Annotated in this window: 16 protein-coding genes; 15 read left to right on the plus strand and 1 reads right to left on the minus strand. The window is 74.5% G+C overall.

Annotation, left to right across the window (positions count from 1 at the left end):
- The first annotated feature begins 31 nt into the window (after positions 1–31).
- The 6 genes from N8K70_RS01785 to N8K70_RS01810 are packed head-to-tail and all read left to right on the plus strand — an operon-like array spanning position 32 to position 8,066.
- Positions 32–1,129 carry an ABC transporter substrate-binding protein gene (locus N8K70_RS01785; RefSeq protein ID WP_317139904.1) on the plus strand — a complete coding sequence of 366 codons (1,098 nt, stop codon included), beginning with the start codon at positions 32–34 and terminating at the stop codon, positions 1,127–1,129.
- Positions 1,129–2,196, plus strand: coding sequence for an ABC transporter ATP-binding protein (locus tag N8K70_RS01790; RefSeq protein WP_317139905.1), 1,068 nt, complete (start codon positions 1,129–1,131; stop codon positions 2,194–2,196). Before N8K70_RS01785 ends, N8K70_RS01790 begins: the two co-directional genes overlap by 1 nt.
- Positions 2,197–3,093, plus strand: coding sequence for an ABC transporter permease (locus tag N8K70_RS01795; protein WP_317139906.1), 897 nt, complete (start codon positions 2,197–2,199; stop codon positions 3,091–3,093).
- Positions 3,086–3,901, plus strand: coding sequence for an ABC transporter permease (locus N8K70_RS01800; RefSeq protein ID WP_317139907.1), 816 nt, complete (start codon positions 3,086–3,088; stop codon positions 3,899–3,901). Before N8K70_RS01795 ends, N8K70_RS01800 begins: the two co-directional genes overlap by 8 nt.
- Positions 3,898–6,063: a hydantoinase/oxoprolinase family protein gene (locus tag N8K70_RS01805; RefSeq protein WP_317139908.1), complete on the plus strand. Its 2,166-nt coding sequence runs from the start codon at positions 3,898–3,900 to the stop codon at positions 6,061–6,063. Before N8K70_RS01800 ends, N8K70_RS01805 begins: the two co-directional genes overlap by 4 nt.
- On the plus strand, positions 6,057–8,066 hold the full coding sequence (locus N8K70_RS01810) for a hydantoinase B/oxoprolinase family protein (RefSeq protein WP_317139909.1): 2,010 nt from the start codon (positions 6,057–6,059) through the stop codon (positions 8,064–8,066). The genes N8K70_RS01805 and N8K70_RS01810 overlap by 7 nt, the downstream gene beginning before the upstream one ends.
- On the opposite strand, the gene N8K70_RS01815 is transcribed toward N8K70_RS01810, so the two are convergent.
- Positions 8,051–8,758, minus strand: a complete 708-nt coding sequence (locus N8K70_RS01815) for a GntR family transcriptional regulator (RefSeq protein ID WP_317139910.1) — start codon at positions 8,756–8,758, stop codon at positions 8,051–8,053. The two genes, N8K70_RS01810 and N8K70_RS01815, sit on opposite strands and share 16 nt — an antisense overlap.
- 230 nt (positions 8,759–8,988) lie before the next feature.
- On the opposite strand from N8K70_RS01815, the gene N8K70_RS01820 reads away from it, so the two are divergent.
- From N8K70_RS01820 to N8K70_RS01860, 9 genes are read left to right on the plus strand one after another with little or no spacing between them, the layout of a single operon-like run.
- Positions 8,989–10,059, plus strand: a complete 1,071-nt coding sequence (locus N8K70_RS01820) for a C45 family autoproteolytic acyltransferase/hydolase (RefSeq protein ID WP_317139911.1) — start codon at positions 8,989–8,991, stop codon at positions 10,057–10,059.
- Positions 10,060–10,089: 30 nt separating this feature from the next.
- Entirely contained in the window at positions 10,090–11,622 is a 1,533-nt protein-coding gene (locus N8K70_RS01825; protein ID WP_317139912.1) for an ABC transporter substrate-binding protein, read from the plus strand.
- Between the two features lie 52 nt (positions 11,623–11,674).
- A complete protein-coding gene (locus N8K70_RS01830) occupies positions 11,675–12,604 on the plus strand; it encodes an ABC transporter permease (RefSeq protein ID WP_317139913.1) in 930 nt (309 codons plus the stop codon).
- The gene (locus tag N8K70_RS01835) at positions 12,601–13,470 is read left to right on the plus strand and encodes an ABC transporter permease (RefSeq protein ID WP_317139914.1); all 870 of its coding nucleotides are present in this window, start codon (positions 12,601–12,603) and stop codon (positions 13,468–13,470) included. Before N8K70_RS01830 ends, N8K70_RS01835 begins: the two co-directional genes overlap by 4 nt.
- Positions 13,467–15,038 (plus strand): ABC transporter ATP-binding protein, encoded by a 1,572-nt coding sequence (locus N8K70_RS01840; RefSeq protein WP_317139915.1) that lies wholly within the window; start codon positions 13,467–13,469, stop codon positions 15,036–15,038. The genes N8K70_RS01835 and N8K70_RS01840 overlap by 4 nt, the downstream gene beginning before the upstream one ends.
- Positions 15,035–17,137 (plus strand): hydantoinase/oxoprolinase family protein, encoded by a 2,103-nt coding sequence (locus tag N8K70_RS01845; RefSeq protein ID WP_317139916.1) that lies wholly within the window; start codon positions 15,035–15,037, stop codon positions 17,135–17,137. The genes N8K70_RS01840 and N8K70_RS01845 overlap by 4 nt, the downstream gene beginning before the upstream one ends.
- Positions 17,134–19,173 carry a hydantoinase B/oxoprolinase family protein gene (locus N8K70_RS01850; RefSeq protein ID WP_317139917.1) on the plus strand — a complete coding sequence of 680 codons (2,040 nt, stop codon included), beginning with the start codon at positions 17,134–17,136 and terminating at the stop codon, positions 19,171–19,173. Before N8K70_RS01845 ends, N8K70_RS01850 begins: the two co-directional genes overlap by 4 nt.
- On the plus strand, positions 19,170–21,065 hold the full coding sequence (locus tag N8K70_RS01855; RefSeq protein ID WP_317139918.1) for an FAD/NAD(P)-binding protein: 1,896 nt from the start codon (positions 19,170–19,172) through the stop codon (positions 21,063–21,065). Before N8K70_RS01850 ends, N8K70_RS01855 begins: the two co-directional genes overlap by 4 nt.
- Positions 21,056–22,111, plus strand: coding sequence for a peroxidase-related enzyme (locus tag N8K70_RS01860; RefSeq protein WP_317139919.1), 1,056 nt, complete (start codon positions 21,056–21,058; stop codon positions 22,109–22,111). The genes N8K70_RS01855 and N8K70_RS01860 overlap by 10 nt, the downstream gene beginning before the upstream one ends.
- Positions 22,112–22,145: the final 34 nt, after the last annotated feature.

The raw sequence follows: 22,145 nt of genomic DNA on the forward strand, positions 1-22,145 counted from the left end.
GTACCCCACCCGATCCGGAATGCGAACCCCCATGAACCGTTCTTCGACCACGTTCCGCCGCGCCCTCGTCGTCGCATCCTCGGTCGCGGCGGCCGCGCTCCTCGCCTCCTGCACGAGCGGCGAGGGAGAGGGCTCCGACGCCGAAGGCGGCACGCTCACCGTCGCCGTCTACGCCGGCTCCTGGGGCGAGTCCTTCGACGAGGCCTTCATCCAGCCCTTCGAGGAGCAGACGGGAGCGACCGTCGAGGTCGTCCCCGGCGGGCCCGCCGACTGGCTGACGGCGCTGCGGTCGAGCCAGGGCGGCGCCCCGGCCTACGACGTCGTCGCGTTCACGCCGAACGTGACCCCCAACGCCGTCGCCGCGGGCGTCGTCGCGCCGCTCGACACCGACCGGATCGACGCGTTCGACGAGCTCAACACGACGCTCGTCGAGCAGAGCCTCATCGACGGCACGCAGTACGGCGTGCCGCTCACGGTCGGAGCGACCGGCATCGCATACCGCACCGACCAGATCGAGACGCCTCCGACCGACTGGTCGGACCTGCTCGACCCCGAGTACTGCGGTCACGTCGCGATCTCGCCGCTGACCTTCAACACGGGCGTCGAGTTCCTTGCGGGTCTCATCAATGAGAACGGCGGCAGCATCTCCGACCCGGACGACGTCGACGCCGCCTTCGACCAGCTCGCCGGGATCGCCGACTGCGCCTCCGCCTTCCCCGCCGACGGCACGAGCGTGGAGACCGCCCTGTCCAACGGCGACGCGTGGATCGCGGCGCACTGGGACGGCCGCGCGTTCGTGCAGGCCAACGCGGGGGAACCGATCGGCTACGTCTACCCGGCGTCGGGCTCGGTCGGGGCGCTGACCTCGCTGTTCGTCGCGGAGGGCACCGAGAACGAGGACCTCGCCTACGCGTTCCTCGACGTCATCGCGTCGAGCGACTACCAGCCGACGTTCTCGGAGGGCACGTGGTACGCGGCCTCGAACGACGACAACGTGTACCCGGAGCAGTTCGCCGAGCAGATCGCCCACGGCGAGGGCGCATACGACGACTTCGTCTGGGTCGACTACGAGACCATCGCGCCCGAGCTGGGCGACCTGCAGGCGCGCTGGCAGCAGATCTTCGAGTGATGCCGGCGGACGGCGGGCGCCCGGCCGCGCAGGGCCGGGTCGAGATCAGCGGGCTGAGCGTCGGCTACGGCGGCACGCCCGTGCTGGAGCTGGACGAGCTGACGATCGAGGCGGGCGAGTTCCTCTCGGTGCTCGGCCCGTCCGGGTGCGGCAAGTCCACGCTCCTGGGCGCGCTCGCGGGGTTCGTCTCCGTCGACGACGGCTCGATCCGCATCGATGGACGCGACGTCACCCGTCTCGCCCCCAACCACCGCGAGACGGGGCTGGTCTTCCAGAGCTACGCGCTGTTCCCGCACATGACGGTCCGCCGCAACCTCGAGTACGGTCTGCGCGTCCGCCGCGTGCCCCGCGCCGAGCGCGACGAGCGGGTGCGGGACGCGCTCCGCCTGGTCGACCTGGAGCCGTATGCGGACCGGGCCCCCGCGCAGCTCTCGGGCGGCCAGCAGCAGCGCGTCGCGATCGCCCGCGCGCTGGTCACCAGGCCTCGCGTCCTGCTGCTCGACGAGCCGCTGTCGAACCTCGACGCCAAGCTGCGCCGTCAGATGCGCCACGAGCTGCGCGAGCTGCAGCGCGAGGTCGGCACGACGACCGTGTTCGTCACGCACGACCAGGCCGAGGCCCTGGCGCTCTCGGACCGCGTCGTCCTCCTCGCGGACGGCGGCCTCGAGCAGCTCGGCACCCCGGAGGAGCTCTACCGCACGCCGCGCACGCGGTTCGCGGCCGACTTCGTGGGTGCCGCGAACGTCGTCCCGGTGGTGGACGGGCCGGCCTCGGACGACGCGGAGCGCACCGTCCTGGGAGTGCCCCTCCCCGGGATCGGCCCGGCCGTCGACGCGGTCGCGCTGCGTCCCGAGCACCTGCGTCTCGTCGCGGAGGGCGAGGGACTGGTCTCGGCGACCGTGGTGTCGGCGGGCTTCGCCGGCGAGCGCTACGAGTACCGTCTCCGCGCCGCGGACGGCACCGAGCTGCTCGCCTCCCCGCCGGACGCCCAGCACCGCCTCGCGCCGGGGAGCGTCGTCGGGGTGGCCTGGGACGAGGGCGAGCCGATCCCGATCGGCGGCCGCTGAATGACCGCGCCTCCTCGCCGCGCCGCAGACCGTCTCCCCGGGCTCGTGCCGGCGCTCGTCCCGACGGCCTTCATCGTGCTGGCCTTCCTCGTGCCGCTGGGCGGCCTGCTCGTGCTGAGCCTGCGTCCCACGGACGAGCTCAACAACCCGCTGCCGGGTCTCACGCTCGACCAGTACGCCACGGTGTTCTCCACCGGCTACCTCTGGGGGTCGGTGCTCGAGAGCCTGTGGCTCGCGGTGCGGGTCAGCGCGACCTCCCTCGTGCTCGCGTTCCCGGTCGCGTGGTACCTGGCCCGTTCGACGTCGCGGGCGGGCAAGAGCATCGTCTTCGTCGCGACGCTGTCCCCCCTGCTCACCAGCGAGGTCGTGCGCTCGTTCGGATGGCGCGTCGTGATGGGCGGCGAGGGACCGGTCAACGTCGTGCTGCAGGCGCTCGGGGTCGTGGACGAGCCGCTGTCCCTGCTGCGCTCGCCGTGGACCGTCTTCATCGCGGTCGTGCACGTCATGCTGCCGTTCGCGATCATCGCGCTCTCGGCATCGCTGGGCGCCATCGACACCGACCTGCTGCACGCGTCCGCCGTGCTCGGAGCCTCGAAGACGCGCACGTTCCTCTCCGTCGTCGTGCCGATGGCCGCTCCCGGCATCGTCGCGGCGCTCGTGATCGTGTTCTCGCTGTCGATGGGGGTCTACGTCACGCCGATGCTCGTCGGGGGAGCCAACCAGCCGCTGGCCGGCCTGCGCATCCAGACCGAGGCGATGACGACCTTCGACCAGCCCGGCGCCGCCGCGCTGAGCTTCGTGCTGCTGGTCGTCACGCTCGCGGTGTGCGCCCTGCTCGGCGGCCTGGGGCGTCTCGCGGAGCCCGGGCGGCTCGTCGGGAGGAGGGGCCGTGGCTGAGCACGCGCCCTCGTCCGTCCGCGCCCCGTGGTGGCGTCGGGCCGTCGCGCTGACGCCCGTCGTCCTCGTCTGCGCGTTCCTGCTGCTGCCCCTCGTCGTCGTGGCGATCAGCTCCCTCACCTCGGCGAGCAACTTCCGCTTCCCGCCCGAGGGGCTCTCGCTGCGCTGGTACGCGGAGGTCTTCGCCTCGCGGGACTGGCTCTCCTCGCTCGGCACGTCCCTCCTGCTCGCGGTGCTCGTCGCCCCCGTCGTCGTCGTGCTGGGCACGCTCGGCGGCTACGCGATCGGCGCGGGGCGGTTCCCCGGCCGGCGCGTGCTGTCGGTGCTGTTCCTGTCGCCGCTGGCGGTGCCGGGGATCATGATCGGCCTCGCGCTGCTGTACCAGTTCCAGTCCACGGGGATGCGCGGATCCGTGCTGGGCATCTGGGTCGCCCACCTCGTCGTGACCTTCCCCTTCTGCGTGCGCGTCGCCGCGGTCAGCGCCGCCTCGCTCGACAGGCGCCTGGTCCACGCCGCGCGCGTCCTCGGGGCGTCGCGTCTGCGCGCCTTCCTGACCGTGACCATCCCGCTCATGCGCCCCGGCATCGTCGCGGGGGCGTTCCTCGCCGCCGTCATCTCGCTCGGAGAGGTCGCGGTGTCGGTCTTCGTGGCGGGCTCCGGGACGACGACCGTCCCCGTGCGCATCTACTCGGCGGTCCAGGTGCAGCTGGAGCCCACCGTCGCGGCCGTGTCGACGCTCCTCCTGCTGCTGAGCGTCGTGACGATCGCCGTTCTCGACCGCACCGTCCGCATCTCGAGGTTCCTATGACGACACGGCGGACCGGCGCCCGCTGGCGCATCGGCATCGATGTGGGCGGCACGTTCACCGACCTCGTCGCCGTGCCGGGCGACGGATCGGCGTGGTGGCTCGACGACGCCGTCACCCACAAGGTGGCGAGCACGCCGCACGATCCCTCCGAGGGCGTCGAGCGGGGGCTGGGCGAGCTGCTCGAGCGCGGCGTCGCGGTCGAGTCGGTCGCCGCCATCACCCACGGCACCACGATCGGGCTCAACGCCATCCTGCAGGGCCGTGTCGCGCGCGCCGCGCTCGTCACGAGCACGGGGCACCGGGACGTGCTGCAGATCGCCCGGGCGCGCATGCCGCGCAGCTTCGACCTGCACGCGCTGCCGGCCGAGCCCCTCATCCCGCGATCGCGGGTGTTCGAGCTCGACCGCAGGTACTCCGCGTCCGGAGACGTCGTGCCCGGCCGGTCCGGCGACCTCGCGCCCCTCGCCGCGCGTCTGGCGGGAGCGCAGGCGGAGGTCGTCGTCGTCAGCCTCATCGGCGGGTACGCCGCGCACGCCGACGAGATCGACGTCGTGCGTCGTCTCGGGGAGATGCTCGACGCGCCCGTGCGGTCGGCGGCAGGGCTGTGGCCGCAGGCCGGGGAGTACGAGCGCGTGACGCTCGCCCTGCTCGACGCGCAGATCACGCCCCTGATGACGCGCTATCTCACGTCCCTGCAGCGGCGTCTGACGGGCCTGCGCGTGCAGGCGCCGCTGTACATCTCCACGTCCAACGGCGGGTCGGTCTCGCTCGAGGCGGCGATCGCCCAGCCCATCCAGACCGTGCTCTCCGGGCCGGCGTCCGGCGTCTCCGCCGCGGCGGCGACATGGCCGGGCCGCAACCTCGTGACCTTCGACATGGGCGGCACGAGCAGCGACATCGGCGTGCTGCACGGCGGCGCCCCCGTGCTCACGACGTCGGCCGCGGTGGGTCCGTACCCCCTCATCACGCCCGTCGTCGAGGTGTCGGCGATCGGCGCGGGCGGGGGCTCCGTGATCCGGGCCGACCACGGCGGCGCCGAGCCGGTGCTGCGGGTCGGGCCCGAGAGCGTCGGCGCCGTGCCGGGGCCCGCGAGCTACGGGGCCGGAGGAGAGCACCCCGCGCTCACCGACGCGTACGTGCACGGCGGCGTGATCGACCCCGCGCACTTCCTGGGCGGCACGTTCCCGCTGCGGCCCGACCTCGCGACCTCGGCGCTCTCCGCCGTGGCGGCCGCCCTCGACCCCGCGAGCGCGCTCGACCCCCGCACGGCGGCGGACGGCGTCGTCGACGCGTCGCTGCGGCTCGCCGCGGCGGGCATGGCGGCGCGGCTGCGCCGTGTGCTCGCGGCGCGCGGGGAGGTGCCCGAGCGCTACAGCCTCGTCGCCTTCGGCGGGGCCGGGGCGACGCACGCCGCCCTGCTGGCCGCGGAGGTCGGCATCGCCAGCGTGCTCGTGCCCGCCACGGCGGGCACCTTCTGCGCCGTCGGGGCCGCCATCGCCCCCATCCGCCGGGACTGGGCGCGGACCCTGCGCGTCGCGATCGACGCCGACGCCGCGGACCGGCTCGAGGAGGCCTGCGCGGCCCTGCAGCAGGAGGCCCTGGCCTGGCTGCGACAGGACCAGCCCCGTGCGATCGCCTCGCTGGGCTTCAGCGCCGACCTGAACTACGCCGGGCAGCCCACCACGCTCGAGATCCCGCTGAGCGAGGAGTCCGACGCCGCGCAGGCCCCCGGGATCGACGCGGCCGTCGTGTTGCGCCGGTTCGCGGAGCGCCACGCGCAGGTCCACGGCTTTGCCGACGACGTCGCGCAGGTGCGCGCCAGCACGGTGCGCGCGAGCATGACGGTGCGGCTCGGCGAGGTGCGGCAGGGCGAGGGCGCCGGATCGTTCCGCGGCGCCGGCCGCCGCGAGGTGCGGTACGACGGCACGACGCGTGCTGCGGGGGTCTACGCGCTCGCGGCGGACGGCGGGCTCACGTCGATCGCGGGTCCCGCCGTGATCGAGCGTCCCGACACGACGGTCCTCGTGCCCGCGGGATGGCGCGCGACGGCGGGGGAGGCGGGGAGCATCCGCCTGGACCGGAGCGTCCTCGATCGGGGCACGGAGGATCGGAGCACGGAGGATCGGGGCGTCCCGGACGGAAGCAGGGAGCGGGCATGCTGAGCACGGTCGAGAAGGACGTCGCGCAGACGCGGCTGCAGGCGACGGCCGAGGAGATGTGCCTCACGCTGCAGCGCGCCAGCCGCAGCCTGTACGTCCGCGACGCGGCCGACTTCGCGTGCGCCGTCGCCGATCTGTCCGGCCGCTTCGTGGCCTATCCGCAGCAGATCGGCGTCTCGGGTTTCCTCGGGCTGGACCTGGGACCCGCCGTCGCCGCGGCGACCGCGGGCGAGCCGCTCGCGCCCGGCGATGTGCTCCTGACCAACGACCCGTACCTGTCGCACGGCCTGTCGACGCACCTGCCCGACGTCCACGCCATCGCCCCGTACTTCGAGGGCGGCGAGCTGATCGGCTACGGATGGGCCTTCGTGCACGTCTCGGACATCGGCGGCCGGGTGCCGTCCTCGGTGAGCGTCGTCAACGACTCGATCTACGCCGAGGGCCTGCGCATCCCGCCCGTGCGCTACGTGCGGGCGGGGCGCGTGGTCGACGAGGTCGAGGCCTTCCTCTCCGCGAACTCCCGCACGCCCGAGGCGAACCGCGGCGATCTGCACGCGATGCTGGCCGCGCTCTCGACCGGCCGGCGCCGCGTCGGCGAGCTCTCGGGCGAGCTCGGCGCCGAGGGCTTCGCCGAGGTGGGGTCCTTCGCGCGGGCGCAGACGGCCGCGCGCGCCCGGGCCGCGCTGCGCACGCTGCGGGACGGCGTCTACCGCTTCGAGGACTACCTCGACAACGACGGCGTCGGCCAGACGCCGCTGCGCATCGTCGTGACGGCGACCGTGTCGGACGGGCACGTGCATCTCGACCTCACCGGCACCGATCCGCAGGTCGAGGCCGCTCTCAACATGGTGACGTTCGGCGAGGCGCACTCCTGGGTCGTGACGCGGCTCTTCGCGCTGATCGGCACGCTCGACCCTTCCATCCCGCTCGGCGGGGGGCTCATGGACGCGATCGGCTTCCACGCGCCCGAGGGCACGCTGCTCAACGCCGTCGGCGCGGCGGCGACCGGCGTGCGGCACGCCACCACGTCGCGCGTCAACGACGTCGTCTCGGGCGCGCTGATCCAGGCGGCCCCCGACGTGCTGCCGGCCGCGTCGAGCGGACTCGTCGTGCCCGTCGTCTTCGCCGCCTCCGACGGCTCGCGCATCGACGTCGTCGAGCCCATGGTCGGCGGCACCGGGGCGCGGAAGGGCTCCGACGGGGCCGACGGGCGCGACTCGGGCATCTCGAACCTCTCGAACAACAGCGTCGAGGTGGTCGAGTCGGACGTCGCGGTGCGCGTCCTGCGGTACGCCTCGCGCCCCGACTCCGGCGGGCCCGGCCGATGGCGCGGCGGCGTCGGCCTCGAGCTCGAGTTCGAGGCGCTGACCGAGGGGGCGCTGCTCGCCCGCGGCCTGGAGCGGCTGCGGTTCCGCCCCTGGGGCTTCGCCGGAGGGCATCCCGGGGCGGCCACGGAGCTCGTGGTCAACGAGGGGGAGCCCGACGAGGAGCGCCTCTCGATCGTCGACGTGCGCCCCCTGCGCGCGGGCGACCGCGTGGTGCTGCGCACCGCGGGGGCCGGCGGGTACGGCGACCCGCTCCAGCGCGATCCGGAGGCCGTCCGCGACGATGTCGAGGCGGGTCTCGTCTCGGTCGCACAGGCCCGGGAGGCGTACGGCGTCGTGATCGAGCACGGCGACGTCGACGCCGCCCGTACGGGGGCGCTCCGCGCCGAGCGCCCCGAGCCGGACGGCCTCCGGCCGGAGGGCCATCGTCTGGGCGCGGAGCGGGACCGCTGGGATCGCGCCTTCCCGTCGCACGTCGCCGACCGGCTGCAGGCACGGCTGCAGACCCTGCCCGTGACGACGCGGTCCGCGCGGCGGCGCGCGATCCTGGGCGAGGTCCTGCGCACGCTGCCCGCCGGCTTCCCCGCCGTCCCCGCCGGCGACGCCGCCCTCGCCGCCGCCGCGCACCGCTTCGCCGCCCTCGTCGACGATCTCGGCGGAGCCCCTCAGTCCGCGTCGTAGGGCGTCGTCACCGTCAGCGAGATGCGCCGGCTCGCGTAGAAGGTCACGTTCACCTCGTGGACGACGCCGTCGGTGCCGGTCAGCACCGCCTCGCGCAGGAGCAGCGGCTCGCCGGGAGCCACGCGCAGCTGGCCGGCGAAGCGCTCGGTCGCGCTCAGGGCGTCGACCCTCGCGTCGCACGAGGCGAGCGGGACGCCGAAGGTCCGAGCGAACGACCGCGCCATGTCGGTGTCGCCGCGCCCCGCCGGCGACGGGCGACGGCGCTCGCTCCCCCGCCAGAACGACGTCCGCACGGCGAGGGGCGTGCCGTCGAGCTCGATCCGCGAGTCGGCGAGGAGGTAGTGCCCCTCGTCGGGCTCGCCGAAGAGCCGCACGAGCGCGTCGGAGGCCGGGACGCTCTCCTCGTGGAGCGTCACCTGCCGGTAGCGCTCGGTCGTCGCGGCCTGGTACGCGAGCGGGAGGTCGATCGCGAAGTCGGCGAACCGCGAGTCGACGAGCGTCCCCGAACGCTGGCGGCGCCGCAGGAGCCCGTCGGCGGTGAGGTGGCCGAGAACCTCGCGGACCTCCGTGCGGCTCGCTCCCGTCGCGTGCTGCAGCGTGGTCTCGTCGATCGGCGCCTCGGGGGACGGGACGTCGCGCACCCAGCCGCGGATCAGCGCATACGAGTGTCGGATGCGAAGCGGCGGGGCCATATCGGAAGCGTAGCCGTGGCCGCCGCCGCCGGTCGCGGCTTCTGTTGCGCTCTCTTTCCAACCCCGCGTTTTTCCGGGGCCGACGAGCCGGCCGTGGGATGCGCGCTCGCGCATTGGGCCGCCGGAGCAGCTGATCGACGGGTGTCGATTTGTCTGCTCCGCGTTCATCGAGTTCTCTGGAGGACGGAGCGGCCGTGCCCGACCGCGTCGCTCCGTCGAGGAGACCCGCCGTGAGCAGCTGGAAGACCCTGTCCGTCCATGACCCGATCGACGCCGCCGCGTCGTCGGCGGACGTCGTCTACGCGACGGGGGACGCCGTGGCCCAGGGCGAGGCGCACGGGCGGCACGCCGCCGAGAAGATCCGCGCGAACGTCGCCCTCATCGACCGCATCGTCGCCGACCACCCGGGCATCGGCCGGGACGAGTTCGACGAGCTGGTCGCCCGCAACCACGCGTTCGCGACGACGCAGGACCCCGACCTCGCGCCCATCGTCGCGGGCATCGCGGCGGGCTCCGGACTGCCCGAGAAGGCGCTCTGGGGGCTCAACCTGCCCGCGCACTTCCTCCTGGGGCGCATCGCGCAGGAGTGCTCGCAGCTCTACCTCGGCGCTCCGCGGGCGACGGGCGCCTTCCTCGCGAAGACGCGCGACTTCCCCGCCGACCGGGCGTTCGCCCAGGTCGTCGTGGTCTCGGAGCACGCCGACGGGACGCGCACGATCGCCGGTCACACGGCGGGCTCGGTCACGTGGCCGGGAAGCGGCCTGACCTCGCACGGCGTCGCGTACTCCACCTCGGGCGTGTGGTCGGACCGGGTGATGGCGGACGCCGCACGGGCGGACGCGGGATGGCTGCTCTTCAACGGCGACGTCATCGCCCGCACGGCGCGCAGCGCGCGCGAGTTCGCCGAGCTCGCGGCCGCCCAGTCCCGCCTTGTCGGGATCAACCTCGTCGCCGCCGACCCCGAGGAGGCGTTCGGCGTCGAGCTGACGGCGACGGAGGCGTCGATCGTCCCCGCCGCGGACGGCCGGCTCATCCGCACGAACCACTACGCGACGCAGACGGGCGAGTTCGGCGCGATCGGCCCGCGCGAGAGCGAGTATGAGAACACCTTCCGGCGTGAGCGCTTCCTCTCCGGCGCCACGGACGGCGCGTCGGCCCGCCGAGGGCTCGACGACGTCCTCCGCATCATGGAGAGCGCGCCCATCTGCCGCGAGGCCGAGCCCGCATCGGGCAGCGTCTCCGAGTACACCTCCGTCGCGGACATCGCGTCCGGCGCCTTCGCCATCCGACTCGCCGCCTGACAGACGGCTCCGTCCCCCTGAGGAATCCCCATGAACAGCGCACACCGGCTCCCCGCCGTCCTCGCCGCAGGCGCGGCCATCGCCCTCGTCCTCAGCGCCTGCAGCTCGGCGGTCACGGGCGGCGGCTCCGGCGACGACGGAGAGCGGGACACCCTCCGCATCGGCCTGTCGGGCGGCGTCAACACGCTCGACCCGCACAACACCGCGAGCGTCGGCAGCGACCTCTCCGTCATCGGGTCGATCTACTCCGCGCTCGTGCACCGCACGGCGGACGGCGAGATGGAGCCGGACGCCGCGGAGTCGTGGGAGCGGATCGACGCGCTCACCTGGCGGTTCACGCTCGACCCCGACGTGATCTTCTCGAACGGCGACCCTCTCACGGCCGAGGACGTCGTGTGGAACTTCGAGCGCGTGCAGGATCCCGACCTCGCGCTGCGCCTGCAGTCGTTCTTCACGAACGTCGTCGAGGTGACGGCCGAGGACGAGACGACCGTCACCATCCGCACCGAGCAGCCCGACGCCGACCTGCTGCAGGGGCTGTCGTTCTTCTACCTCCTCGACCCCGCGTGGGCCGAGGAGCACGACCCGGCGGCGGAGGCGATGGGCTCCGGCCCCTACGAGCTGACCGACTACACGCCCAAGGGCGCGCTCACGCTCGAGGCCCGCGACGACCACTGGTCGGATCCCGCGGAGATCCAGACGGTGGAGTATGCGGACCTCGGAGGATCGGAGGCCGAGGTGAACGCGCTGCAGACGGGCGAGATCGATCTCGTGAGCGGCCTGGCGCCCAAGGACATCGAGCGCTTCGACGGCAACGACGACGTGACCCTCGAGCCCATCGCATCCAGCCGCGCGGCGTTCGTGAAGCTCAACACGACGCTCGCGCCCGTCGACGACGTCCGTGTCCGTCAGGCCCTCAACTACGCCGTCGACAAGCAGGCGATCATCGACTCCATCCTGCGCGGCACCGTCGAGCCGAGCAACGGGCAGATCCTCACCGACAACTTCACCGGCTACGATCCCGAGCTCACGGCGTACGAATACGACCCGGAGAAGGCGCGTGAGCTCCTCGCGGAGGCCGGGTACGCGGACGGCTTCACGATCGCCCTCGAGTACCCCACGGACACCTACGTCGAGAGCGACGCCATCGTGCAGGCCGTCGCCGCGCAGCTCGCCGAGGTCGGCGTGACCGTCGAGGCGTCGACTGCGCCGTTCGACGTGTGGCTGTCGAAGTACGTGCAGGAGGGCGACATGGCCCAGAGCATCTACATCACGCAGTCGTGGCAGACCACGAGCGGGTTCCTCGGCCTGTTCGAGCAGTCGAGCCCCTACGCGTACTGGAACGACGACACCTACACCGAGCTGCTGGACACCGCGCGGTTCGCCGAGACCGCCGAGGAGCAGGACGCCGCCTACGCCGAGACGCTCGCCCACTTCCGCGAGCAGGCTCCCGTGCTCTTCCTCTTCCCCCAGCCGGCGATCTACGGGCACGACGCCGCGCTGGAGTGGACGCCGTCGGCGGACGGCTGGATCCTCCCGTATGACATGGCCTTCACCGGATGACGACGGCTCGCCCGGATGCCGCGGCCGTCCCCGTCACGGGGGCGGCCGCGGCATGATCTCGTATCTCGCCTGGCGCGTCTCGGCGGGCGTGCTCGTCGTGCTCGCCGTGACGACGACGTGCTTCGTCGCGCTGCACCTCTCGGGCGACCCCGTGCTCATGCTCGTGCCCGCGGGGGCGCCGCCGGAGGTCATCGAGAACACCCGGCGTGCGCTCGGCTTCGACCGGCCGTTCCTCGTGCAGTTCGGGACGTTCGTCGCGCAGGCCTTCACGGGCCGCTTCCCCGACAGCATCGTCACGGGCGGGCCCGCGCTCGAGCTCGTGCTGTCGCGCGTGCCCGCGACGGTCGACCTCGCGATCGCGGCGACGGTGCTCGGCCTCGTCGTCGGCCTGCTGCTCGGCTACCTGGCGGGCAGCGTCCGCAACCCCGTCGTGCGCGGCGCCGCGACGGCGGTGACGTCGCTCCTCCAGGCGACGCCGAGCTTCTTCATCGCCGTCGTCGCGGTGCTCGTCGTCGCCGTGAACCTGCGCCTGCTCCCGACGGGCGGGGCGGGCACCCCGGCTCAGCTCATCCTGCCGAGCACCGTGCTCGCCCTGTCGATCGCGCCGAGCATCGCCCGGGTGTTCCGCGGCACGCTCGTGGAGGTGCGACGGGAGGACTACGTCTTCGCACTGCGCACGCGCGGCGTGCGGGAGTCCCGCGTGCTCGCGCGCCACATCCTGCCGAACTCGGCGCTGCCGCTCGTCACCGTGCTCGGGATGGAGTTCGGCTCGCTCCTCGGCGGCACCGTCATCGTGGAGCAGATCTTCTCGTGGCCCGGCGTCGGCCGGCTCATCGTCGACTCGATCTTCCAGCGGGACTTCCCCGTCGTGCTCGCGGGCGTGGTGTTCCTCAGCGCGGCGCTCGCCGTGCTCAACATCGTCGTGGACCTCGTCTACGTCGCGATCGACCCGCGCGTCCGGCTTTCGGGAGGGGCGCGATGAGGCGCCTGCGCTCCCGGGTCGCCGCGACGGACGCCGGCCTCGTCGTCGGCGTCGTGGCGACCGCGGTCGTGCTCCTCGCCACGATGGTCGGGCCCCTCCTCCTGCCCTTCGACCCGCTGCAGCAGGATCTGTCGAGGACCCTCCTGCCTCCCGGGAGCGTCACCGACCGCGGCGTTCATCTCTTCGGCACGGACGACCTCGGCCGCGACGTGCTCGCCCGCACGCTCGCCGGCGGGCGCATCCCGATCCTCGTGGGCCTCGGCGCCGTGGCGTGCGGGGGCGTCTTCGGGACGGTGCTCGGGCTCGCCGCCGGGTTCCTCGGGGGATGGGCCGACAACGTGCTCTCGCGCCTCGCCGACGTCCAGCTGTCGCTGCCGTCGATCCTCGTCGCGCTCACGCTCCTGGCGTTCTCGGGGCAGAACATCGCCATGCTCGTCGCGGTCATCGCCGTGACGGGATGGCCGGCGTACTTCCGCCTCGTGCGCTCCGCGACGCTCCAGCTGCGGGTCCGCCCGTTCGTCGACGCCGCGATCTCGTCGGGGCAGAGCCGTGCGTCGGTCGTCGTGCGGCACCTCCTGCCGAACGTCCGCGTGCTCCTCGTCATGTGCGTCACCCTCGACTTCTCCCGCGCGATCCTCATGGAGGCCGGTCTCAGCTTCCTCGGGCTCGGCGTGTCGCCGCCGTCCCCCGACTGGGGGCTCATGGTGTCGCAGGGGCAGTCGCTGCTGACGATCGCGTGGTGGATGGCGACGTTCCCCGGCATCGCGATCGTCGTGCTCGTGCTCGCGGTCAACCTCGTCGGCGACTGGCTGAGCGCGCGCCGCGAGGTCGCCGACGCCGCGGCGGAGAGGCAGGTGCTCGCATGAGCGCGCTGCTCGCGACCGCGGACCTCCGGGTGACCTACCGCAACGGGCACCGGGCGCTGCGCGGGGTCACGATCGACGTCCCCGCGGGAGGGGTCACGGCCGTGATCGGGGAGTCCGGGAGCGGGAAGTCGACGTTCGCGCGCGCCGTGCTCGGGATGCTGCCGGACGGAGCACGCGCCGAGGGCGACGTCGTCTTCGACGGCACGGCCGTCACGCGGCTTCCCGCCGCGGAGCGCCGCGCGCTGCGTGGCCGCCGCATCGGATACGTGCCGCAGGACCCCGTGACCAACCTCGATCCGCTTCAGCGCGTCGGCGCCGCGCTCCGCGAGGCGCTCCGCGCCACGGGGACTCGTCCGGACGCGGAGCGGGTCCACGCGCTGCTCCGCGACGCGGGCCTCGGCGACGCCGACCGGGTCGCGCGGCGCTATCCGCACGAGCTCTCCGGCGGGCAGCGCCAGCGCGTGCTCATCGCGCTGGGGCTCGCGGGGCGTCCGCGGCTCGTCGTCGCGGACGAGCCGACGAGCGCCCTCGACGTCACGGTGCAGAAGGAGGTGCTCGACCTGCTCTGCCTCCGGGCCGCCGAGCACGGCGCGGGCCTCCTCCTCGTCACGCACGACATCGAGATCGCCCGCGAACGCGCGCGCCACGTCGTCGTGCTGCGCCACGGCGAGGTCGTCGAGCAGGGACCGCCCGAGCGGCTCGGACGCGACCCGTACACGCGGGAACTGCTCGGGGCGTCCTCGCGCCACGTCGCCGCGCCGCGCCCGTCGTCCGCCGAGGCGCCGGTCGTGCTCGCCGGCGCCGGGCTCGCGAAGACGTATCGCGCGCGAGGCCGGCGCGTCCCGGCGCTGGACGCCGCGTCGTTCGAGCTGCGCCGGGGCGAGACGCTCGGCGTCGTCGGCCCGTCGGGCAGCGGCAAGAGCACGCTCGCCCGCGGCGTGCTCCGCCTCCTCGAGCTCGACGCCGGAGAGCTCACGGCCGACGGGACGCTCGACGTGCGTCGCGCGAGGGGGAGCGCGCTGCGGGCGTACCGGCGCCGCGTCCAGCCCGTCTTCCAGAATCCCTACGCGTCGCTCGACCCCGCCTACTCGGTCGAGCGGACCCTCCGCGAGGCCGTCCGCCTGGGCGGCTCGGGCCGCCACGAGCGGACGCGGGTGCGCGAGCTGCTCGAGCTCGTGGGCCTCGAGCCCGGCCATGCCGGGCGGATGCCGGACGAGCTCTCGGGAGGCCAGCAGCAGCGCGTCGCGATCGCCCGCTCCCTCGCCTTCGAGCCCGAGACGATCGTGCTGGACGAGGCCGTCTCCGCGCTCGACGTCGTCGTGCAGCAGCGGATCCTCGATCTGCTCGCGCGACTGCAGCGCGAGCTCGGCGTCGCCTACCTCTTCGTCTCGCACGATCTCGCGGTCGTCCGCCAGGTCGCCCACCGCGTCGTGGTGATGCGCGACGGCCGCATCGTGGAGCAGGGCCCCACGGACCGGGTCTTCGCCGATCCGCAGCACGAGGACACGCGTCGTCTGCTCGACGCGATCCCCGGGGGTCTGCCCCGGGGCGGGGAGGAGGCGGGATGACCCGCGGCGGATACCGCATCGGGATCGACGTGGGCGGCACGTTCACCGACTTCGCCGTCGTCGACGTGACGGGAGGGGAGGCGGCCGTGTCGTTCAAGGTGCCCAGCACCTCGTCCGACCCTGCCCGGGCGGTGCTGTCCGGCCTCGCGCACGCCGTGGGGGACCTCGTCCCCGCGGACGCCGTCGAGGCCGTCGTGCACGGCACGACGATCGGCCTCAACACGATCGTGCAGCGCGCGGGGGCCCACGTCGGGCTCGTCGTGACGCGCGGCTTCCGCGACGTCATGCAGCTCACCCAGCGGCTGCCGGAGGAGTACGACCTGCGTCAGCCGCACCTTCCGTCCCTCGTGGCGCGGGAGGACATCGTCGAGATCGACGCGCGGCTCGACGCCCGCGGCGCCGTGCTCGCGCGCCCCGACGGGCACGAGCTCGACCGGGTGGCCGACGAGCTGCGCACGCGCGGCGTCACGGCGGTGGCGCTCTCCGTGCTGCACGGCTACGCCGACCCCGCGTTCGAGGCACGGCTGGCGGAGGAGATCGAGCGCCGTCTGCCCGGCGTGCCCGTCTCGGCGGCGGCCCTCCTGTGGCCGCAGATCCGCGAGTACGAGCGCACGGCGCTCGCGACGATCAACGCGTACGTCGCCCCGCTCATGCGCCGCTACCTGGGGGAGCTCCGCACGGGCATCCGCGATCTCGGCGTCGACGCGCCGCTCTTCGTCACGACGAGCGCCGGAGGCTGCATCGGCGTGGAGTCGGCGATCGACCGCCCCGTCGAGACGCTGCTGTCGGGCCCGGCGTCGGGCGTGATGGCGGGGGCGCTGCTCTCGCGGGCGACCGGGGCCGATCTCATCTCGCTCGACATGGGCGGCACCTCGACCGACATCTCCGTCATCTCCGGCGGGCAGCCGGCGTTCGCGACGCGGAGCGAGGTGGGAGGCATCCCCCTCATCACGCCCGTCGTCGACGTCAACGCGATCGGCACGGGCGGCGGGTCGATCGTCTGGGTCGACGGGCAGGGGCTGCTGCGCGTCGGCCCCCGCAGCGCGGGCGCGGATCCGGGTCCCATCGCGTTCGGCCGCGGCGGCGAGGAGCTCACCCTCACCGACGTCTACCTGCTCGCGGGAATCCTCTCGCCGGCGTCGTTCGAGCACCGCTTCGGCGCGTTGCGGCTGGAGCGTGCGCGCGAGGAGGCCGAGCGGATCGCCCGCGTGCTCGGCCACGAGGGCGACGACCCCGTGGCGTTCACGACGGCGGGGGCGCTCGAGCTGTCGACGGCGCTCGCGGCGAGCGAGCTGCGGAAGATGCTCGCACGGCACGGGCGCACGGCGTCGCAGTTCGCCATCGCGCCCTTCGGCGGCGCAGGGCCCGTCGCCGGAGCGCTGCTCGCCGAGGAGGTCGGCTCCGCCGAGGTGATCGTGCCGCTCAACGCCGGGACGTTCTGCGCGCTGGGGGCCGCGTGGTCCGACATCCGCCGCGAGCTGCTGCGCGGCGTGGGGCGGCCGCTCGCGGAGAGCGCGGAGACGATCGCCGCTCTCGCGGAGACCCTGCGACGCGACGGCGTGGACTGGGCGACGGCGCAGCTCGGAGACGCCGACGCCGCGCGCCGCGTGACCTGCCGCACGAGCTTCTCGGCGCGCTACCGCGGCCAGGTCTACGAGCTGCACGTCGCGATACCGGACGACGACCTCCCGCTCGACGCCGCCGAGCTCGCCGAGCGCTTCCACACGGAGCACGCGCGCGAGTTCGGCTACCGCGACACGGCGTCCCCCGTCGAGGCGATCGCCGTCCGGGCGGTCGTCATCGCCGCAGCCCCCGGAGAGCCCTCCCTCGCCGCGCATCCCGCAGACGGACGTCCGGGCGACCGGGATCGCGAGCGCCGGATGCTCGTCGGCGGCGCATGGCGCACGGTCCCCGTCCGCGGCCTCGCGGATCTGGAGGCCGGCGGCGTGGCGGGCCCGGCGGCGTTCGACCTGCCGGACTCGACGATCCTCGTGCCGGACGGATGGACGGCGGCGCCGTCGGACGGCGCCGTGCGCCTCCGCCGGACGCCGGCCGCGGTCGCCGCGCCCGGACGCGCCCTGACGGGGGCACGCGCATGACCGCCGCCGGGTCGGCCTCCGTCAGGAGGAGCCTCCACACTCCCGCCGTCTCCGCCCGCCTCCAGGCCATCGCGGTCGAGATGAGCTACACGATCAAGCGCACGAGCCGCTCGCTCTACGTGAAGGACGGCGAGGACTTCTGCGCGTCGGTGGCGGGGCTGGACGGCCTGCTGCTGGCGGCACCCGACTCGGTCGGCTCGACGCTGCTCACGATCGTCGACGTCAGCGCGACGCTCGAGGCGGTGGGGCCGCTGAAGCCCGGCGACGTCGTCATCACGAACGACGCGCACACCTCGAAGGGACTCAGCACGCACCTTCCCGACATCCACGTCGTCGCGCCGTACTTCCACGAGGGCGAGATCGTCGCGTACGGATGGGCGTTCATCCACTGCTCCGACATCGGAGGGCGCGTGCCGAGCAGCGTCTCCCCCTTCAACCGGACGGTGTACGAGGAGGGGCTGCAGATCCCGCCGACGCTGCTGTCGGACGGCGGCGCGCTCAACGAGCCGCTCCTCGACCTCATCCGCCTCAACACGCGCACGGCGGAGGCGAACGTCTCCGACATCCGGGCGATGCTCGCGGGGATCCGGGCAGGCGAGCGGCAGATCGCCGAGCTCGTCGCGCGCTACGGCGCGGACGAGTTCGCGGCCGTCCAGCGCGATCTGCAGCGCGGCGCCGCCGAGCACGCGCGCGCCCTCTTCCGGACGCTCCCGGCCGGGACCTATCGCTTCAGCGACTTCCTCGACGACGACGGCGTCTCGCGCCATCCCGTGCGCTTCGCCGTCACGACGCGCATCGAGGAGTCGGGGGACGTCGTCGTCGACTTCCGCGGCACCGACCCGCAGGTGCCGTCGGCCTACAACATCGTCAGCCACGGCCGGCCGCACGCGATGGTGACCGGCCGCGTGCGCTCCGTGCTGCAGACGCTCGATCCCGCGACCCCCGTCCACGGCGGCCACACGGGCGCGATCACGGTGGCGGCGCCGGCCGGCTCGGTCGTGAACGCCGCGTATCCGGCGGCGATGGGCGTGCGCCACGGCTCGGCCGTGCGCGTGTCCGACGCCGTGGGCGGCTGCTTCGCGCAGGCGGCGCCCCGCGTCATGCCGGCCGCGGGAAGCGGCGTGGTCATCCCGATCGTCGTGTCGGAGCAGCACGAGCACGGCCGGTCGTCGCAGGTGCTCACGCGCATCTTCGGCGGCTTCGGCGGCGCCTACGGCCTCGACGGGCACGACGGCAAGGACAACAGCTACTCGAACCTCGCGTCGAGCCCGATGGAGTCGTCGGAGTCGGAGCTGCGCGTGCGCGTGATCGACTACTCCCTGCGCCCGGACTCCGGCGGGGCGGGCCGGTGGCGCGGCGGCATGGGACGGCAGCTGACGTTCGAGATCCTCGCCGACGGGACGCAGGTCCTCGGGCGCGGCCTGGAGCGCTTCACGTTCCGCCCCTGGGGCGTGGCGGGCGGGCAGCCGGGCGAGAAGATGCGGCTCGTGCTCAACGAGGGGACCGAGCGCGAGCGGGAGCTCGGCAAGATCGACGTCCTCTCGGTCGATCGGGGCGACACCGTGACGTTCCGCTCGCCGGGCGGGGGCGGATGGGGGGACCCGTTCCTGCGCGATGCCGCGGCCGTGCTCGCCGACGTGCGCGCGGGGCTCGTCTCGGTCGAGGCGGCGCGCGAGGCGTACGGCGTGTGCATCGCGGAGGACGCGCACGGGCTCGTCGTCGCCGCCGAGGCGACGGACGCCGCGCGGGCGGCGAGGCCCCTCGTCCACGACGAGGAGGCGCATGCGTTCGCCTTCGGGCCCGAACGCGACGCCTGGGACGACGTGTTCCCCGAGGCCTGGTACGACCGGTTCGAGAGCGTGCTGTTCGCCGCGCCGGCCGACGCGCGGCAGCGCCTGCGCACCGGACTGTTCGACGAGGTGCTCGCCGCGCTGCCGGAGCGGTTCCCGAACGACCAGGGCGACGGGCGTGCGCGCACCCTCGCGCGCCGGCACGCGGAGGCGCTGCTCGTCGCGCTCGAGCGTGGCGGGACATGACGCTCCGCATCGCGATCGTCGGCGGAGGGCCGAGGGGGCTCTCCGTGCTCGAGCGCCTGTGCGCGGGGGCGGCCCGCGGACCCGGCCTCGCGCTCGAGGTGCTGCTCTACGAGCCGGGGACGCCGGGAGCCGGGCGCGTCTGGGATCCGGCCCAGCCGCGCGAGCTCCTCATGAACACGCGCGCCGGCGAGGTGACGATCTTCCCCGACGAGACGGTGCCGGTCTCGCTGCCCGCTCGGCACGGGCCGACGCTGCTGGAATGGGCGCGCGCCGTCGCCTCGCGCGACGACGCCGCGTGGGCGGCGTGGCCGCTCCTCGCCGAGGGGCGCCGCGACATCGCCGCGGACCTCGTCGACGAGTGCGCCCGCATCGCGCCGACGGGCTTCCCGTCGCGCGCGCTCTACGGCGCCTATCTCGCGGACGTCCTCCGCGCGCTGCGCGACGCGCCTCCGGAGGGGGTCGTCATCCGCCATCGCGCCCGCCGCGTCGTCGATGTCGTCGTCGACGGCCCGTCGCGGCTCGTCGTGGACGACACCGGCCGGGCCGAGCGCGTCGACGCCGCCGTGCTCGCGCTCGGATGGCTCGACGCCGAGCATCCGCGACCGGCGGGCGATCGCTGGATCGGTCCCGACAACCCGATCGACCAGGATCTGTCGCGCATCGCCGCAGGGGAGCGCGTGCTGCTCACGGGTCTCGGCATGAGCATGTTCGACAACCTCGCGCGCCTCACCGAGGGGCGCGGCGGCCGGTTCGTCGTGGTGCCCGGCGCGGCCGGCGCGCCCCTGCGCTACGTGCCGAGCGGGCGCGAGCCGCTCCTCGTCATCGGCTCCGCCTCGGGGCGGCCGTACTGGCCGAAGCCCGTGCTGAGCGCCCCGCCGCGCGCGCAGCGCCGTGACCACCTCGACGCCGTGCTGGAGCGCGCCGGCCTCCTCGACTTCGACGCCGACATCTGGCCGGCGCTCGTCGCCGACGCCGCATCCGAGTTCTATCGCGTCCTCCGCGAGCGGCGGCCGACCGCCTTCTCCGCGCCGGCGGAGGAGGTCGACGCGCGGGTCGCGCGGCTCGCCGCCGCGGGCCGCGACGCGCACGACCGGCTCGCGGGCCTCGCCGAGACGATTCTGCGCGATCCCTCCGACGGCCTCCCCGCCGCCGAGCTGCTCGGGGCGACGCCCCCTCCCTCCGCCGGCGCCGCATGGCTGCTCCGGCGTCTCGGGACGACGGCGGACGCGGTGGAGCGCGGCGAGGACGGCCCGCTCGTGCGCGCGCTGACGTCGCTCAGCGGCGCCAGGGCGGTGCTCGCGGCGCCGCTCGCCGAGGGGCGCGTGTCCGCCCGCTCCCGGGCGGACGGATACCGCCGGTACGGCGCGGCGGCTCCGCGTCTCGGCGGCGGCCCGCCCGTGCAGCGCGTGCGGCAGCTGCTCGCTCTGGTCGACGTCGGCGTCGCCGTCCTCCTCGGACCCGGGCTGCGCGCGGCCCCGGAGGAGAACGGCCTCGGATTCTCCTGCGCGGACGGAGGGGGCGCGCGGCTCCACGTCGACTGGGTCGTGGAGTCGTGGATGCACAGGCCGTCCGTCGCGCGCACCGCCGATCCGCTCCTGCGGGCGCTGCGCGATCGCGGCGTCGCCTCGGCGTTCGCCGTGCGCGACGACACGGGGGAGTTCGTCAGCGACGCGCTCCACGTCGATCCCGCGGACGGGGCGCTCGTCTCCGCCCGGGGCGCGCGCGTCGACGGTCTCCACGCCGTCGGCATCCCGTCGGACGAGCAGCTCGGTCACAGCGTCGTCAGCCCCGTCCCCCGTTCCGGGTCGCGGTTCCTCGCCCAGACCGACGCGGCCGCCCGAGCCGTCATCGAGCACGCGGCGGCGGGCGCTGCGGAGAGGACGTGCCCGTGACCCCCGGCCATCCGTCGCCGTCGCGCAGCGGCCTCGTGCGCCTCGTCCACGACGTCGACCGGCTCGTCCTCACGCCGCCGGGACCCTCGCCGCTGCCGGTGCGCACGCGGCTGCGGATCGGCCTGCGCACGGCCGGCGTCAACGCCGCCGCGACGCTGGGGGACCGGCTCGCCGCGGAGCTCCGCGCACGCGGATGGGGCGCCGACGTCCTCGTGGTCTCCGACGCCGGCCGCTGGGGCGAGCTCGACGAGCGGGAGGGCGCGCTCCTCGAGCTGTGCGATCAGATGGCCGTCGATCCCTCCGACCTCGACGGCGACGACGTCCTCCGCCTGCGGGGACTCGGCGTCTCCAGCGCCGCGATCGTCGCGGCCGCCCAGGCCGTCGCCTATGCGAGCTTCCGCGCGCGGCTCGACGCCGGCCTCGCCCTCCTCGGCCGGAGCGACGGGCGGCCCTCCGCGTCGCCCTCCGAGCCGGCGACGCCGCCGCTCCGCCGCATCCTGCCGGAGGGGGCCGGTGCCTTCCCCGTGCTCGCCTGGCGGCCGTGGGTCGAGCCGGGCGACCCGCCGCGCACACCCGGGGACGGCCTCCCGGCGACCCTGACGCCGTTCTACCGCACGCTCGCGCACGAGCCGGAGGTGCTCGCCGCGCGCACGGCGCTCTACGACGCGATCATGACGGGCGAGGGGGAGCTGCCGCGCGCCGATCGCGAGCTCGTCGCGCTCGTGACCTCGCTCACGACGGGATGCGAGTACTGCGCGGGCGTGCACGGACGCCGCCACATCCAGCTCTCTGGCGACCGGGCCACGGCCGTCCGGCTCGCGGCCTCCGGGTCCCTCGACGGCGCGGGGCTGGATGCACGCCGGGCGGCGCTCGCGATCCTCGCGGCCCGCAGCGCGTCGACGCCCTCGGCGCTCGACGGCGACGATCTGGCACGGCTGTCCGCGGCGGGCCTCAGCGCGGCGGAGACCGCGGAGGCGATCGCCGTGGCCGCCCTGTTCGCGTGGGCGAACCGGCTCATGATGGCGCTGGGCGCGCCCCGGGCGTGATCCGATCGGCCCGCGCCGCGGGCGCGGCCCGCTA

Origin of the sequence: Microbacterium sp. AB (assembly GCF_032878875.1) — a bacterium.
Classification (GTDB): Bacteria; Actinomycetota; Actinomycetes; order Actinomycetales; family Microbacteriaceae; genus Microbacterium; species Microbacterium betulae.